The sequence below is a fragment of the Ideonella aquatica genome (assembly GCF_018069755.1).
In the GTDB taxonomy this organism is placed as follows: Bacteria; Pseudomonadota; Gammaproteobacteria; order Burkholderiales; family Burkholderiaceae_C; genus Ideonella; species Ideonella aquatica.
This window is the reverse complement of sequence record NZ_JAGQDE010000007.1, coordinates 80359-96421: the sequence shown is the minus strand read 5'-3', so window position 1 is coordinate 96421 and position 16063 is coordinate 80359. Positions and strand designations below refer to the sequence as shown.

Sequence of the window (16063 nt, the reverse complement as noted above, 5' to 3'; positions counted from 1 at the left end):
CTGCCCGATGTTGACCCTGCTGTTCGACGGCATCGCCTACGGCATGCTGCTGTTCGTGCTGGCGCTGGGGCTGGCCGTGACGATGGGGCTGATGAACTTCATCAACCTCGCGCACGGCGCCTTCGCGATGGCCGGCGGCTACCTGCTGGCCGTGCTGATGCAACAGCACGGCTGGCCCTTCCTGGCCTGCCTGCCCGCCGCCTTCGTGGCCACCGCGCTGGCCGGCGCGCTGGCCGAGCGCACGCTCTACCGTCATCTGTACGGCCGGCCGCACCTGGACCAGGTGCTGTTCTCGATCGGCCTGACCTTCATGGCCGTGGCCGCGGTGGACTATGCGGTGGGCTCGTCGCCGGTGACGATCCAGACCCCTGAATGGCTGCGCGGACGCTTCGAGTTCGGCGAAGGCGCCTGGCAGCTGGGCATGGGCCACTACCGGCTGTTCGTGATCGCGGTCTGCCTGGTGCTGGCGCTGGCGCTGCAGGCGGTGCTCAGCCGCACGCGTTTCGGCAGCCGGCTGCGCGCCGCGGTGGATGACCCCCGCGTGGCCGCCGGCCTGGGCATTCCGGTGGACCGCGTGTTCCTGCTGACCTTCGCGGTGGGCTCGGGTCTGGCCGGCCTGGGCGGCGCTCTGGGCGCCGACCTGCTGGGCCTGGAGCCCAGCTTCCCGCTGAAGTACATGGTCTATTTCCTGATCGTCTGCGCGGTGGGCGGCACCAGCTCGATCACCGGCCCGCTGCTGGCCGCGCTGCTGCTGGGCTGCGCCGACGTGCTGGGCAAGTACTACGTGCCCAAGCTGGGCGCCTTCATCGTCTATGTGCTGATGATCGCCATCCTGCTGTGGCGTCCGCAGGGCCTGTTCACGCGGGAGAAGCGCTGATGAGCGATCTGTCCGCCCGCCTGCTGGCACCGGCCCGCTGGAAGCCCTGGGAGTTGGCGCTGTGGGCGCTGATCTGGGCCGCGCCGATCGCGCTGCCGCAGCACGCCGCGCTGATCAACGACATCGCGATCACGGCCCTCTTCGCGCTGTCGCTGGACATCGTGCTGGGCTATGCCGGCATCGTCTCGCTGGGCCATGCCGCCTTCTTCGGCGTGGGCGCCTACGGCGCGGCGCTGTTCGCCAAGCACCTGCACCCCGACCCGCTGCTGGGCCTGGCGGTGGGCGGCGCACTGGCCGCGCTGCTGGGCGCGCTGACCAGCCCGATGATCGTGCGCGGCACCGACCTGACGCGCCTGATGGTGACCATGGGCGTGGCCGGCGTGCTGTACGAGCTGGCCAACAAGTTCGACGGCCTGACCGGCGGCGCCGACGGCCTGCAGGGCGTGGTGATGGGCCCGCTGCTGGGCCAGTTCGAGTTCGACCTGGGCGCGCGCGTGGCCTCGGTCTACTCGCTGGCGGTGCTGTTCATCGTCTTCGTGCTGGTGCGGCGGGTGCTGCAATCGCCCTTCGGCGTCTCGCTCGAGGCGCTGCGCGACAACCGCCTGCGCCTGGCCAGCGCCGGCATGAGCGTGCAAGGGCGGCTGGCCGTGGCCTACACGCTGGGCGCCGCGCTGGCGGGCCTGGCGGGCGCGCTGCTGGCGCAGACCACCGGCTTTGCGTCGCTGGACGTGCTCGACTTCCACCGCAGCGCCGACATCATGCTGGCACTGGTGATCGGCGGCGCCGGCTGGCTGTGGGGCGGCCTGGCTGGCGCGATCGCCTTCAAGGTGCTGCACGATGTGCTGAGCGCCTTCACCGCCCAGTACTGGACCTTCTGGATCGGCGCCTTCCTGGTGCTGCTGATGCTGGTGGGCCGCGATCGGCTGCTGCGGCCGTGGCGCTGGTTCAGGAAGGGCGGCGCATGAACGACATCGTGCTGCAGACCCACGGGCTGGTGAAGCGCTTCGGCGGCATCACCGCCACCAACAACGTCTCGATGACGCTGCGGCGCGGCGCCCGGCACGCGCTGATCGGCCCCAACGGCGCCGGCAAGACCACGCTGATCAACCAGCTCACCGGCGTGCTGCCGCCCACCGAGGGCCGGGTGGAGCTGGGCGGGCAGGACATCACGGCGCTGGCGGCGCACCGGCGCGTGGCGCTGGGCCTGGTGCGCACCTTCCAGATCAACCAGCTGTGGCCCTCGCTGACGCCGGCGCAGAGCCTGGCGCTGGTGGTGAGCCAGCGTCTGGGCCGCTCGCGCCGCTGGTGGCGGCCGCTGGGCGCCGATGACGCGGTGCTGGCCGAGGTGGCCACGCTGCTGACGCAGTTCCACCTGGACGAGCAGGCCCACCGCGCCACCCGCGAGCTGCCCTACGGCAAACGGCGGTTGCTGGAGATCGCACTGGCGGTGGCGCTACAGCCGCGCGTGCTGCTGCTCGACGAACCCGCCGCCGGCGTGCCCGCGGCCGAGCGTGGCGAGATCCTGGCCACCGTGGCCGCGTTGCCGGCCGATGTGAGCGTGCTGCTGATCGAACACGACATGGACCTGGTGTTCAGCTTTGCCACCACGATGACGGTGCTGGTCAACGGCACCGTGCTGACCGAAGGCACGCCCGAGGCCATCGCCGCCGACCCGCAGGTGCGCGCCGTCTACCTGGGCGATTCGATGGCCGGCATCCGGCCAGGGCACTGAGCATGGCAGACCTGCTGGACGTGCAACACCTGACCTGCGGCCACGGCGAGGCCGTGGTGCTGCAGGACGTGAGCTTCACCATCGCTGAGGGCCGCTCGCTGGCGCTGCTGGGCCGCAACGGCACCGGCAAGACCACGCTGATCGACACGCTGGCCGGCGCCGCGCGCCGCCACGCCGGCACGATCACGCTGGCCGGCCAGGCGCTGCACGCCCTGCCCTCGCACCGCCGCGCCGCCGCCGGCATCGGCTGGGTGCCGCAGGAGCGCAACATCTTCAAGTCGCTCACGGTGCACGAGAACCTGACCGCGGTGATGCGCCCCGGCCCCTGGTCGCCCGAGCGCGTCTACCAGCTCTTCCCGCGCCTGGCCGAGCGGCGCCAGAACCTGGGCACCCAGCTCAGCGGCGGCGAACAGCAGATGCTGGCCTTCGCCCGCGCGCTGGTGCTCAACCCCAAGCTGCTGCTGCTGGACGAACCGCTGGAGGGCCTGGCGCCGATCATTGTGGAAGAACTGCTGCGCGCCATCCGCCGTGTCGCCCGCGACGAGGGCCTGCCGTCCATCGTGGTCGAGCAGCACCCGCAGATGGTGCTGGGCGTCACCGATGACGCGATCGTGCTGGACCGCGGCGGCATCGCCTTCCGCGCCACCAGCGAGGCCCTGCTGGCGGACCCGACGCCATTGGATGCGTGGTTGGGGGTGGGTCAACACTGACCGATTGATCCGCCGCCCACGGCAGCCATTGCCCGCGGCGGTGGTTGAGGCGAGGTGGGGGAAAGGGGTCTCTCACATGCCAGGGCCAGAGGCCCTGGCCGTCGCCAGGCACAAACAGTCCTCAGGACTGTTTGAGTCCGGGCTCCGTCCCCCGGCCTGCGGCCTCCTCCTTGACTTCGTTCGACCCCTTTCCCCCACCTCGCAGGCCACCGTTTTGAGACTGCCCGCGCGAGCAGTCCCGCAACGGCTGCCCCAGACAAGGACAGAGCGGCCAGGGACTGGCGGCGCTGTCGGGGGCGCCGAGGAGCGCAGGACTGCAGGGCATTCCCTTCTGACTGGCCCACACTGTTTGAGCAAAGCGAGCCGCAGGCGAGCGGAGCGAGTTTGTGGGCCGCCCTGCAGTCCGAACACCGCAGGGGAGTCGGCGCAGCCGACCGCCACCGTCTGCGACGACAGGCCCTGGCCGCTCGGGCCTTGGCTGCGCCACCACCTCCGCAGTCAATCAGTTCGACAAGCTGCTCCGGCCAGCCTGAAGCCGCTCAATCGACCTTGGCCGGGTAGCTCACCTCAATCACCTCCAGCGTCTCTGTGCCACCCGGCGTCGGCAGCACCACCTCATCGCCCTCGCGCGCCTTCAGCAGCGCGCGGGCAATGGGTGAGATCCAGCTGACCTCGCCGGCCAGGTGGTCGACCTCGTCGATGCCCTTGATCGTGATCGTGCGCTCCTCGCCGCGGCGGTTGGCGTAGGTGACGGTGGCGCCGAAGAAGATCTGGTCGCTGCCGTGGTGGGCGCTGGGATCGGCCACTTCGGCGATGTCCAGGCGCTTGGTCAGGAAGCGGATGCGGCGGTCGATCTCGCGCAGGCGCTTCTTGCCATAGAGGTAGTCACCGTTTTCGCTGCGGTCGCCGTTGCTGGCGGCCCAGTGGACCACTTCCACCACCTTCGGACGCTCGACGTCGATCAGGTTCAGCAGTTCGGCACGCAGCCGCGCGTAGCCCTGCGGCGTGATGTAGTTCTTGCCGCCCGCGGGCAGCGGGGGCAGGCCGGCGCCGTCCTCGTCGTCGTCGGCGTCGCTTTCCTTGGTGAAGGCCTTGCTCATCGGCCGGCAGCGTACCTGAAAGACGCTGTGCTCAGCTGCGCGCCACGCGGTGCAGCAGCTCTTTCAGCAGCGCCTGCTCGGCGGCGCTGAGCACCTTCAGCGGCTCGACCTCCATCTGGTGCGAGACCTTCAGCGCCTTGCGGATCAGCGCCTGGCCCTCGGGGGTCAGGCGGATCAGCTGGGCGCGGCGGTCGCGCTCGCTGCGCTCGCGACGCACCCAGCCGCGCTCGACCATGCGGTCCAGCGTGACGGCCAGGTTGGGCGCCGAGACATCCAGCGCCTGGCCCAGCTGCTTCTGATTGACCTCGGCGTTGGTGTGCACCAGCGTGAGGATGGAGAACTCCACCGCCTTGAGCTTGAGCGGCCCCATGTGGCGGTGGAAGTGCTTCTTCAGCGTGACCGAGGCGCGCGTGGCGGCGTAGCCCATCAGGTGCATCAGCGCCGACTGGTCGAGCGCGGCACTGCGAGCGTTGGCCCGCGGCGCGGGGCCGTCGTCGTCGGTCGCGGGGACGTCGGCGAGCGCCATGTCAGGCCAGGAAGGGCAGCGGGGCGCGGGCGGCAGCCACGCCACGCAGACGGTGGGCGAGTTCGCCCGCCAGCCAGTCGAAGTGAAAGCGTGCCAGCTGCTGCTTGCGCTGGTAGAACGCAGCGTTGCCACGGCCGGCGGCCAGGGCGGCGGCGGCCACGGCGTCGGTGCGCGCCCAGGCGGCACCCAGCAGCGCCTCGCCCACGGCGAAGAGCAGGTCGTCGGCGGCACGGAAGGGCAGTTCGGGGTCGGCGGCAGCATCGGCCTGCAGCGCCGCCACGGCCTGGGCCACGGCCTGTAGCTGTGCGCGCGCGGCGGCGGCATGGGCCGAGCCCTCGCACTGCGCGGCAGCCCAGTCCAGCAGCTCACGCAGCTTGGCGCCACCATCGGGCATCAGCTTGCGCAGCACCAGATCGATCGCCTGGATCTCGTTGGTGCCCTCGTAGATCAGCGCGATGCGGCTGTCGCGCACCAGTTGCTCGATGCCGTACTCGTGGATGTAGCCATGGCCGCCCCAGATGCCCAGCGCACGGTCGGCGCCGTAGTGGCCGTAGTCGGTCATCATGGCCTTGAGCACCGGCGTCAGCAGCGTGGCGCGGGCGCCGGCGGCGGCGCGGGCGGCCGGGTCGGCATGGGCCTGCTCATCATCCAATGCCTGGGCGGTCCAGTAGCACAGCACGCGGGCGGCCTCGGTGCGGGCCTGCAGGGTCCACAGCTGACGGCGCAGGCTGGGGTGGTGGATGATGGCGTCGGCCGCGGCGGCGGGCGCACCGGCGGGCTTGCTGGGCGAGCGCGACTGCACCCGCTCGGCCGCGTAGTTCAGCGCGTTCTGCGTGGCCGCCTCCAGGTGGCCCAGGCCCTGCATCGCCACATGCAGGCGCGCGGCGTTCATCATCAGGAACATCGCCTGCAGGCCACGGTGCGGCTCGCCCAGCAGCCAGCCGGTGGCGCCATCAAAGCTCATCACGCTCGTGGCGCTGCCCTTGAGGCCCATCTTCTTCTCGATGCTGTCGCAGCGAGCGGCGTTGCGCCTGCCATCGGGCAGGAACTTCGGGCACAGGAACAGCGAGATGCCCTTGGTGCCGGGCGGTGCATCGGGCAGGCGCGCCAGCACCAGGTGCACGATGTTGGGCGTCATGTCCTGGTCGCCGCCCGAGATGAAGATCTTGTTGCCAGTGAGGGCGTAGGAACCATCGGCCTGGGGCACGGCACGGGTGCGCAGCAGGCCCAGGTCGGAGCCGGCATGCGATTCGGTCAGGCACATGGTGCTGAGCCATTCGCCGCTGGTGACCTTGGGCAGGTAGGTGTCACGCAACCAGCCGCTGGCGTGCTGGTGCAGCACCTCATACGCGCCATGCAGCAGGCCGGGGTACATCGTCCAGGCGTGGTTGGCCGAGACCAGCATCTCGAACAGCGCCGCGTTCAGCAGCTGCGGCAGGCCCTGGCCGCCGCAGGCGGGGTCGCAGGCCAGCGCCGGCCAGCCGCCGTCGACAAAGGCCTGGTAGGCGGCCTTGTAGCCGGCGGGGGTGCGCACCTCGCCGTCCTGCCAGGTGCAGCCTTCCAGGTCGCCCGGGCCATTGGTGGGCGCCAGAATCTCGGCGGCGAAGCGACCGGCCTCCTCCAGCACCGCGGCCGACATGTCGCTGTCGAGTTCCTCGAAGCCAGCCATGGCCGGCCAGGCGGCGGGCGCGTCCAGCACCTCGTCGATGACGAAGCGCATGTCGCGCAGCGGGGGGTCGTAACGCCACATGGCGAGCTCCTTGGTGCGGTGGGCCCACGCCGGGGGCGCTCCGGCGTGCACCGGAGGCCCGACGGGGCCGTCAATCTCAATGCTTCTTGGCGGCGCCGAGGTAGGTGTCGATGACGCGCGGGTCGGTGGCCAGGTCGGCGGCCGGCCCTTCCAATGCGATCGATCCGGTCTCCAGGACGTAGCCGTAGTCGGCCACCTCCAGCGCGGCGCGGGCGTTCTGCTCGATCAGCAGGATGCTCACGCCGGTGCTGCGCAACTGGGTGATGGTCTTGAAGATCTCGCGCACCACCAGCGGCGCCAGGCCCAGGCTGGGCTCGTCGAGCATCAGCACCTTGGGCCGGCTCATCAGCGCGCGAGCCACCGCCAGCATCTGGCGCTCGCCGCCGCTGAGCGTGCCGGCCAGCTGGGCGCGACGCTCCTTCAGGCGCGGGAAGATGGTGTAGACCTCGTCGAGCGTGCTCTTCCAGCCCGCCACACCCTGACGCATCGGCTTGAAACCGCCCAGCACCAGGTTGTCCTCCACGGCCATGGTGCCGAACAGCTCGCGCTTCTCGGGCACCAGGGCCAGGCCGGCCATCACGCGCTCTTCCAGCGTCAGGTCGACCACGTCCTGCCCGTCGAACACAATGTGACCCTTGCTGGGCAGCACGCCCATCAACGCGTTCAGCGTGGTGGATTTGCCAGCGCCGTTGGGGCCGATGACGGTGACCACGCTGCCCTGCGGCAGCGCCAGGTTCAGGCCCGACAGCACCTCGGCCTTGCCGTAGCCGGCGTGCAGGCCCTGGACGGAAAGAATGTTCTGTTGTGCCATGGTCAGTGTTCCGTGCCCAGGTAGGCGGCGCGGACCTCGGGGCTGGCCTGCACCTCGGCCGGCGTGCCCGACATCAGCTTGGTGCCGAACTCCATCACGGTGATGTGGTCGACCAGGCCCATGACGAAGTCCATGTCGTGCTCGACCAGCAGGATGGTCAGGCCCTCGGCCTTGAGCTGGCGCAGCACCTCGGCCAGCGCCTGCTTCTCCTTCAGGCGCAGGCCGGCGGCGGGCTCATCCAGCAGCAGCAGCGACGGGTCGGTGCACAGCGCGCGGGCGATCTCCATCAGGCGCTGCGGGCCCAGCGCCAGGTTGCCGGCCAGCTCGTGCATCTTGTCGGCCATGCCGATGCGGGCGAGCTGCTTCTCGGCCTCAGAGAAGAGGCGGCGCTCCTCGTCACGGTCCAGGCGCAGCATCGCGCCAAAGGGGCCGGCCTTGGAGCGCAGGTAGCCGCCCAGCGCGACGTTCTCCAGCACCGTCATGTCGGGCACCATCTTGACGTGCTGGAAGGTGCGGCTCACGCCCAGGCGGGCGATCTCGCGCGAGGGCAGACCGGCGATGTTGCGGCCGCGGAAGACCACTTCGCCACGGGTCAGGCCCAGCACGCCCGTGATCAGGTTGAAGGTGGTGGACTTGCCGGCACCATTGGGGCCCAGCAGGCCCATGATGTCGCCGCCGCGCAGCGTGAAGCTGACGTCGTTGACCGCCACCAGGCCGCCGAACTCCTTGCGCACCGCCTTCACGTCCAGCAGCAGCTCGCCGCGGGTGGGGTGCTCGCGCGCGGCCAGCGCCTGGGCGTCGCCCCAGTCGCGCACGCGCTGGCGGGTGGGCACCCAGCCCTTGACGAAGGTCCACAGGCCGTCGGGGGCGTACTTCAGCACCAGGATCAGCACGATGCCGAAGACGATGGTCTCGAAGTTGCCGCTGGTGCCGATCAGCTTGGGCAGCAGCACCTGCAGCTCGTCTTCCACCAGCTTGACCACCGCGGCCCCGGTGAAGGCGCCCCAGACATGGCCCACGCCGCCCAGCACTGCCATGAACAGGAACTCAATGCCCTTGCTCATGCTGAAGGGCGTAGGGCTGACGGTGCGCTGGAAGTGCGCGAACAGCCAGCCTGCCACCGAGGCCAGCATCGCCGCCAGCACGAAGGCCAGCAGCTTGTACTGGAAGGTGGAGATGCCCATGGCTTCAGGCATCGTGGCGCCGCTTTTGAGCGAGCGGATGGCACGGCCGGTGCGCGAATCCAGCAGGCGCAGCACGCCCACCGCCGACAGCAGCGCGATCACCCAGATCAGCACATACATCGCGCGACCACCGGCCAGGTTGATGCCGAAGAACTCCAGCGGCGGGATGCCCATGATGCCGTCGTACTTGCCGAGGAACTCCATGTTGGCCATGGTGTAGTTCAGCGACAGGCCCCAGGCGATGGTGGCCAGCGGCAGGTAGTGGCCCGACATGCGCAGCGTGATGAAGCCCAGCACCACCGCCACCACCACCGCCAGGCCCAGGCCGATGAACAGGGCGATCCACGGCGACACCGCCGCGGTGGTGGACAGATAGGCCGAGGTGTAGGCGCCCACGCCCACGAAGGCCGCCTGCCCAAAGCTGGTCAGGCCGGCCACGCCGGTCAGCAGCACCAGGCCCAGCGAGACCATCGCGTAGATGCCAATGTAGTTGAGCTGCGTGATCCAGAAATCGGACACCGGCAGGGCCGGAATCAGCAGCATCGCGGCGCAAAAGGCCGGAAAGAGAAAACGCGCGTTCATGTCAGTGCTCTTCCCCATGCGGGTCGCGCAGGGAGCGCCACAGCAGGACCGGCAGGATCGACGAGAAGACGATCACCTCCTTGAAGGCGCTGGCCCAGAAGGAGCCGAAGCTCTCGAGCAGGCCCACCAGCGTGGCGCCCACCAAGGCCAGCGGGTAGCTGGACAGGCCGGCGAACACCGCGGCGACGAAACCCTTGAGGCCGATCAGGAAGCCCGAGTCGTAGAAGATGGTGGTGGTCGGCCCGATCAGCAGGCCCGACAGCGCGCCGATGAACGCGGCCATAGTGAACGACAGCCGGCCGGCGCTGGTCGAGGAGATGCCCATCAGCCGCGCGCCCAGGCGGTTCACCGCGGTGGCGCGCAGCGCCTTGCCCCACAGCGAGCGCTCGAAGAACAGCCACAGCATCACGATCAGCGCGTTCGAGACCAGGAAGATGATCAGCGTCTGGCCGCTCAGGTTCAAGGGCCCCAGGCTGAAGCGCTCGTCCCAGAACGGCGGATTGCGGAAACCCTCCGCCCCGAAGAAATACAGCCCCAACCCGACCAGCGCGAAGTGCACGCCCACCGAGACGATCAGCAGCACCAGCACCGAGGCGTCGGCCAGCGACTCATAGGCCAGTCGGTAGATCAGGCCGCCGAAGGGCGTGACCACGGCCAGCGTCAGCGCGGCCTGGGCCAGCAGCGGCAGCTGGCGCGGCGCGGCCCACCACACCAGCAGCGAGATCGCCACCGGGTAGGCCAGGCCCTTGGCCGCCTGCAGCAGCAGCTTGCCCGCCGAGCGGCCATGACGCAGACCGGTGACGATGTCGCTGAGGGCCGCGGCACCGGCCAGGATCAGCAGAAACCAGACGGTGCCCGGCACCTGGCCGTTTTGCAGCATGGCCAGCGTCAGCGCGCCGAAGGCGACGAATTCGCCCTGCGGGATGAAGATCACGCGGGTGACGGCAAACAGCAGCACGGTGGCCAGCGCCAGCAGCGCGTACACCGCGCCGTTGGTCACGCCGTCGAGCGCCAGGATGCTCGCGATCGAGAAGTCCATGGGATGGGGTCCGGGTCAGGAGCCAGGAGGGCGGGTGCGGCACGTGCCACACCCGCATGGAGGTCTTACTCGACCTTCCAGTCGCCGTTGACGACCTTGAGGATCACGCCGGTCTCGGTGGTGAAGCCCCAGTGGTTGTCCTTGGTGTAGTTCAGCACGCCGTGGGCCACCACAGTGCGGCCCATCTGCTCGACGGCGTCACGCAGCGCAGTGCGGAACTCCTTGGTGCCGGGCTTGCCCTTCTTCAGCGCCACCGGCACCACCTTTTCCAGCACGATGATCGCGTCATAGGCGTGGCCAGCGAACTGGTTGCGCTGGCCCTTGCCGTAGGCGGCCTCGTACTGGTCAACGAACTTCTGCGCCACGGCCTTGGACGGATGGTCGGCCGGCAGCTGCTCGGGGATCACGGCCGGGCCGGACACCACGTAGGCGCCTTCGACGTCCTTGCCGCCCACGCGCATCAGGTCGCGGCTGGCCGCGGCGTGGGTTTGGTAGATCTTGCCTTTGTAGCCGCGCTCCACGATGGCCTTGTGCGGCATCGCGGCGCCCGAGCCCGAGGCGACGATCAGCATGGCATCCGGATTGGCCGAGGTCAGCTTCAGGGCCTGCGCGGTGACGCTGGTGTCGCTGCGCGCGAAGCGCTCGGTGGCGACGACCTTGGGGCCGCCCAGCGCCGCCGACTGGTCCTGGAAGTCCTTCAACCAGCTCTCGCCGTAGGCGTCGGTGTAGCCCAGGAAGCCCACGGTCTTGACGCCCAGCTTCTTCATGTGGGTGACGATGGCGTAGGCCATCACCGCGCCGCCCTGCGGCAGGCGGAAGGACCAGGCGTCATTGCCGGCTGCCAGCACGCCCGGCGAGAACATGAACTGCGGCGTTTGCGATTCCAGCGCCACCGAGGCCATCGGGATCACCACCGGCGTGGCGGCCGAGCCCATGATGATGTCGGCCTTGTCTTCGGTGACAAAGCGCTTGGCGTTGTTGACGCCCTTGGTCGGGTCGGTGGCATCGTCCAGCACGATGACATTGAGCTTCTCACCCGCGATGGTCTTGGGCCACAGCTTGATCTGGTTGCCCATCGGGATGCCCAGGCCCGAGGCCGGGCCGGTCAGCGGCAGGCTGACGCCGATCGTGATGTCGGCCAGCGCGGCGGTGGCGCTGAAGGCCAGCGCGGCAGCGGCCAGGACGGTACGAGAGAAGGTCTTCATGGCAGTGTGTCTCCAGGGGGCTGGTGGTGTGGCGAGCTTGTCGCGGGATTGCGTCAGCGCGGGGCCATCCGCAGGGCGCCGTCCAGGCGAATGACTTCGCCGTTCAGGTGCGTGTTGCCGACGATATGGGCGGCCAGGGCCGCGAACTCTTCGGGTTTTCCCAAGCGCTTCGGGAAGGGGATCGACGCGGCCAGGGAGTTCTGCACCTCTTCGGGCAGCTCCTTCATCAGCGGCGTGGCGAACAGGCCCGGCGCGATCGTGCAGCAACGGATGCCGAACTGCGCCAGATCACGCGCCATCGGCAGCGTCATGCCGACCACGCCGCCCTTGCTGGCCGAGTAGGCCTGCTGGCCGACCTGGCCATCAAACGCGGCCACCGACGCGGTGTTGACCACCACGCCGCGCTCGCCATCGGCCAGTGGCTCGGCCTTGGCGAGGCGCGCCGCGGCCAGGCGGGTGACGTTGTAGGTGCCGATCAGGTTGACTTTCACCACGCGCTCGAAGTCGGCCAGCGGTGCGGGCGAGCCGTCGCGCTGGATGACCCGCTTGGCGGTGCCGATGCCGGCGATGTTCATGACGATGCGCGCCGTGCCGTGCGCGGCCTCGGCGGCGTCCAGCGCGGCGCTGACGCTGGCCTCGTCGGTGATGTCGCACTTCACGCCCAGCCCGCCGATCTCGGCGGCCACGCGCTGCGCGCCAGCCTCGTTGACGTCGAGCACGGTGACCCGGGCGCCCAGACGCGCCAGCTCACGGGCGACGGCCTCGCCGAGGCCCGATCCGCCGCCGGTGACGACGGCTGCTTGTCCTTGGATGTCCATCTCAGGCCTTCTTGGGAAGAATCAGGAAGGGGTCGCTGTCGCGGCCCTCGTAGAGCGCCTCGACCAGCGCCGCACGGGCGGCCAGCACGGCGCGTTGGTTGATCGAGCCCTTGTCGGTGATCTCGCCCTTGTCGATCTGCGGCGGCTCGGCCAGCACGTGCATGCGCGCCGGCCGGTTGGCGCTGCCAGTGCCGGCGGCCCACAGGCGGTCGGCCACGCCCTGGAAGAAGGCGCGCACCGCCGGCTGGTGCAGCACATCAGGGAAAGGCACGCCCGCATGCACGCCGGCCATCTGCCGCACTTCATCGACGCGAGGGAAGACCAGCAGACCGATCTCGTCGCGGTTCAGGCCAGTGACCACCGCGTCCTGGATGCAGGGATGGCCCTCGGCCACCACCTTGGCGCGCAGCGGACCCACGCTGACGAAGGTGCCGGTGCTGAGCTTGAAGTCCTCGGCGGTGCGACCGTCGAACAGCAGGCCCTTGTTGTGGTCAGCCGGGTCAACGAACTTGACCGCGTCGCCGGTCTTGTAGAAGCCTTCCTCGTCGAAGGCTTCGCTGGTCTGGTCAGGGGCGCGCCAGTAGCCGGGCATGACGTTGGGGCCGCGGAAGCGGATCTCGGTCTTGCCGGCGACATCGTCAGCCGCTGGCGGCACCAGCTTGACCTCGACGCCAGGCACCGGCAGGCCGATGTAGCCCGAGCGCACATCGGTGCCCACGGCAAAGGTACACGAGGGCGCGGTCTCGGTCATGCCCAGACCGGTGATGATGCGGATGCGCTCGCCGATCTCGGCCTCGGCATGGGCTTCGAGCTTGTCCCACACCGCCTGGCTCAGGCCCGCACCGGCGAACATGAAGGCCTTGACGCGGGCGAACAGGCTCTTGCGCAGCACCGCGTCGGTGTCCATCGCGGTGGCAATCTCTTCAAAGCCCTTGGGCACGTTGAAGTAGACCGTGGGCGAGATCTCGCGCAGGTTGCGCAGCGTCTCGGCCATGCCCTTGGGCGTGGGCTTGCCGCCGTCGATGTAGAGCGTGCCGCCGTTGTAGACGACGATGCCCACGTTGTGGTTGCCGCCGAAGGTGTGGTTCCAGGGCAGCCAGTCGACCAGCACCGGCGGCTCGGTGGCCAGGAAGTTCAGGCACTGGTGGATCATCTGCTGGTTGGCGCAGAGCATCCGGTGGGTGTTGATGACGCCCTTGGGCGCCTTGGTCGAGCCCGAAGTGAACAGGAACTTGGCGATGGTGTCGGGGCCGACCTGCGCGTGGGCAGCGGCAGCCGCCTCGCCCGGCGCGGTGGCCAGCAGTTGCTCGACGCTGAGCGTCTCGCGGCCCTCCACCGCGCCTTCGGTCAGCACCACATGCACATCGGCCGGCACCACCGCCTGGATGGCCTTGGCGTAGGCGGCCGACGATGCGAACACCATGCCCGGCGTCACCGTGTCCAGGATGTGGCGCAGCTTGCCGTAGTCGGTGCTGATCAGCGAGTAGGCCGACGAGATCGGCACATAGGGCACGCCCACCCACATCGCGCCAAAGGCCAGCGTGAGGTACTCGATGTCGTTGTCGCTCAGGATGGCCAGCGGCCGTTCGGCCGACAGGCCGCGCTCGATCAGCGCCTGGCCGACGGCCTGGATGTTGCACAGGAACTCGGCGTAGCTGACGCGGCGCCAGTCGCCACTCCAGGGCGCTCGCGCATCGCGCTTGGCCACCAGCGTGCGGTCCGGCGCCTCGGCGGCCCATTGTTCCAGCGCGTCGGTCAGACGGTCAGGGAACCAGCGCAGCGCCTCGGTCGAGCGCAGCAGGCGGCAGCCGTCGGCGCGCGTCTCGAGGGTGGCCTCGACGCAGCCGCCGACATCGGCGTGGCGGTAGCGGGCCGGGGCGCTCATTCCTTGACCACCTTGCCTGCACGGCCTTCCAGGAAGGCGCGCAGGCGGCTCTGGGCTTCAACGGTGTTGCTGGCGGCCGAGGCCATCAGCGACTCGGCGAACAGGCCTTCAGACGGGCTCATCTCGGCGATGCGCGGCAGGGCGTGCATCACCGCGAAGGCGGTCATCGGCGCGTTGCCGGCGATCTTGCGGGCCAGCTCCACGCCCTTGGCCAGGCCGGCGCCATCGGGCACGCGGTAGTTGACGGCGCCGTAGCGCTCGCCCTGGTCGGCGTCAAACACGCGGCCGGTGAGCATCATGTCGGTCATGCGGGCGGTGCCGATCAGGCGCGGCACGCGCACCGAGCCGCCGCCGCCGACGAAGATGCCGCGCTGGCCCTCGGGCAGGCCGAAGTAGGCCGAGTCCTCGGCCACGCGGATGTGGCAGGCCGCGGCCAGCTCCAGGCCGCCGCCGACCACCGCACCATGCAGCACCGCGATCACCGGCACCTTGCCGAACTGGAAGGCGTCAAAGCAGGCGTGCCAGCCGCGCGAGTGCAGGATGGCGGCGTGGGTGTCGCGCTCGACCAGCTCGGACAGGTCCAGCCCGGCGCAGAAGTGGTCACCCTCGCCGCTGACCACCACCGCGCGGGTCTCGGCCGGCAGGTTGACGATGGCGGTGTGCAGCTGCGCGATCAGGCCGTCGTTGATGGCGTTGCGCTTGGACGGACGGTTCAGCCGGATGTGGGTGACCGGGCCGGATTGCTCAACGCGCAGCAGGCCCAGCGAGGCCAGCAGGCCGGTGGCAGGGGTGAACTCGGTGCTCATGGCGTGTCGTGGGTCGATTTCGTTATGGCATTTAACTAAATCGCAGCTTGCTGCGGCTTGGGTGTTTTCCCGGATGAGCGGACACTCACCTGGGAAATTCCCGAGTGCTCACCTTGCTTTACGCTGATTTAGTTCTGATAATTAACCAATTCGCCGACTCCCCAAGGCCTGCCATGAAGCACGAAGAACTGATTGCGATCGACATCCACACGCACGCCGAAGTCTCGTGCTGGAACCCCTTCGACAACTACGGTGAGGAGTACGACCGCGCCGCCGACAAGTACTTCGGCTCCAACCGCCGGCCCACCATCGAGGAGACGGTGGCCTACTACCGCGAGAAGAAGATCGGCCTGGTGATGTTCACGGTGGACAGCGAGAGCCAGCTGGGCCGCCGCCGCATCCCGAATGAGGAGATCTGCGAAGCCGCGCAGAAGAACAGCGACATGATGGTGGCCTTCGCCAGCATCGACCCGCACAAGGGCAAGATGGGTGCGCGCGAAGCCCGCCGGCTGATCGAGGAGCACGGCGTCAAGGGCTTCAAGTTCCACCCCACGGTGCAGGGCTTCCTGCCCTACGACAAGATGGCCTGGCCGCTCTACGAGGTGATCGCCGAGCACAAGCTGCCGGCCATCTTCCACAGCGGCCACAGCGGCATCGGCAGCGGCATGCGCTGCGGCGGCGGCCTGCGCCTGCAGAACAGCAACCCGATGCTGCTGGAGGACGTGGCGATCGACTTCCCCGACATCCAGATCGTCATCGCCCACCCCAGCTGGCCCTGGCAGGACGAGGCGCTGAGCCTGGCGCTGCACAAGCCCAATGTCTGGATCGACCTGTCGGGCTGGAGCCCCAAGTACTTCCCGGCGCAGTTGGTGCAATACGCCAACACGCTGCTGAAAGACCGCATGCTGTTCGGCAGCGACTACCCGCTGATCACGCCCGAGCGCTGGATGGCCGACTTCAAGGAAGCCGGCTTCAAGGAGAAGGTGCAGCCGCTGATCCTCAAGGAGAACGCCAAGCGGCTGCTCGGCTTCGTTTGAG

At 69.2% G+C, this 16063-nt stretch carries 15 protein-coding genes; 5 read left to right on the top strand and 10 right to left on the bottom strand.

The features are described 5' to 3' along the window. The first annotated feature begins 7 nt into the window (after positions 1-7). Genes KAK06_RS10050 through KAK06_RS10035 form a run of 4 tightly spaced genes read left to right on the top strand, consistent with a single transcriptional unit; the run spans position 8 to position 3319 of the window. A complete protein-coding gene (locus tag KAK06_RS10050) occupies positions 8-877 on the top strand; it encodes a branched-chain amino acid ABC transporter permease (RefSeq protein ID WP_210801861.1) in 870 nt (289 codons plus the stop codon). Further along, positions 877-1842, top strand: coding sequence for a branched-chain amino acid ABC transporter permease (locus KAK06_RS10045; RefSeq protein ID WP_210801859.1), 966 nt, complete (start codon positions 877-879; stop codon positions 1840-1842). The genes KAK06_RS10050 and KAK06_RS10045 overlap by 1 nt, the downstream gene beginning before the upstream one ends. Continuing rightward, positions 1839-2609 (top strand): ABC transporter ATP-binding protein, encoded by a 771-nt coding sequence (locus tag KAK06_RS10040; protein WP_210801858.1) that lies wholly within the window; start codon positions 1839-1841, stop codon positions 2607-2609. The genes KAK06_RS10045 and KAK06_RS10040 overlap by 4 nt, the downstream gene beginning before the upstream one ends. Before the next feature lie 2 nt (positions 2610-2611). After that, complete coding sequence (locus tag KAK06_RS10035; protein ID WP_210801856.1) at positions 2612-3319, top strand: ABC transporter ATP-binding protein; 708 nt, start codon at positions 2612-2614, stop codon at positions 3317-3319. 539 nt (positions 3320-3858) lie between these two features. Here the strand turns inward: KAK06_RS10035 and greB are convergent. The 10 genes from greB to KAK06_RS09985 form a co-directional block, all read right to left on the bottom strand. Then, positions 3859-4419: a transcription elongation factor GreB gene (greB, locus tag KAK06_RS10030; protein ID WP_210801854.1), complete on the bottom strand. Its 561-nt coding sequence runs from the start codon at positions 4417-4419 to the stop codon at positions 3859-3861. Positions 4420-4450: 31 nt separating this feature from the next. Next, the gene (locus KAK06_RS10025; RefSeq protein WP_210801852.1) at positions 4451-4945 is read right to left on the bottom strand and encodes a MarR family winged helix-turn-helix transcriptional regulator; all 495 of its coding nucleotides are present in this window, start codon (positions 4943-4945) and stop codon (positions 4451-4453) included. Position 4946: 1 nt separating this feature from the next. Then, entirely contained in the window at positions 4947-6695 is a 1749-nt protein-coding gene (locus KAK06_RS10020; RefSeq protein ID WP_210801850.1) for an acyl-CoA dehydrogenase family protein, read from the bottom strand. Between the two features lie 76 nt (positions 6696-6771). Further along, positions 6772-7506 (bottom strand): ABC transporter ATP-binding protein, encoded by a 735-nt coding sequence (locus KAK06_RS10015; RefSeq protein WP_210801849.1) that lies wholly within the window; start codon positions 7504-7506, stop codon positions 6772-6774. A 2-nt stretch (positions 7507-7508) separates the two neighbouring features. After that, a complete protein-coding gene (locus KAK06_RS10010) occupies positions 7509-9272 on the bottom strand; it encodes a branched-chain amino acid ABC transporter ATP-binding protein/permease (protein WP_210801847.1) in 1764 nt (587 codons plus the stop codon). 1 nt (position 9273) lies between these two features. Further along, positions 9274-10311, bottom strand: coding sequence for a branched-chain amino acid ABC transporter permease (locus KAK06_RS10005; protein WP_210801845.1), 1038 nt, complete (start codon positions 10309-10311; stop codon positions 9274-9276). A 65-nt stretch (positions 10312-10376) separates the two neighbouring features. Next, positions 10377-11516 carry an ABC transporter substrate-binding protein gene (locus tag KAK06_RS10000; protein WP_210801843.1) on the bottom strand — a complete coding sequence of 380 codons (1140 nt, stop codon included), beginning with the start codon at positions 11514-11516 and terminating at the stop codon, positions 10377-10379. A gap of 53 nt (positions 11517-11569) precedes the next feature. Next, a complete protein-coding gene (locus KAK06_RS09995) occupies positions 11570-12334 on the bottom strand; it encodes an SDR family NAD(P)-dependent oxidoreductase (RefSeq protein WP_210801841.1) in 765 nt (254 codons plus the stop codon). Between the two features lies 1 nt (position 12335). Continuing rightward, complete coding sequence (locus KAK06_RS09990) at positions 12336-14219, bottom strand: feruloyl-CoA synthase (protein WP_210801839.1); 1884 nt, start codon at positions 14217-14219, stop codon at positions 12336-12338. After that, positions 14216-15025, bottom strand: a complete 810-nt coding sequence (locus KAK06_RS09985; protein WP_210801837.1) for a crotonase/enoyl-CoA hydratase family protein — start codon at positions 15023-15025, stop codon at positions 14216-14218. Before KAK06_RS09985 ends, KAK06_RS09990 begins: the two co-directional genes overlap by 4 nt. Positions 15026-15198: 173 nt before the next feature. Between KAK06_RS09985 and KAK06_RS09980 the strand changes: the two genes are divergently transcribed. Further along, positions 15199-16062, top strand: coding sequence for an amidohydrolase family protein (locus KAK06_RS09980; RefSeq protein WP_210801836.1), 864 nt, complete (start codon positions 15199-15201; stop codon positions 16060-16062). Position 16063: the final 1 nt, after the last annotated feature.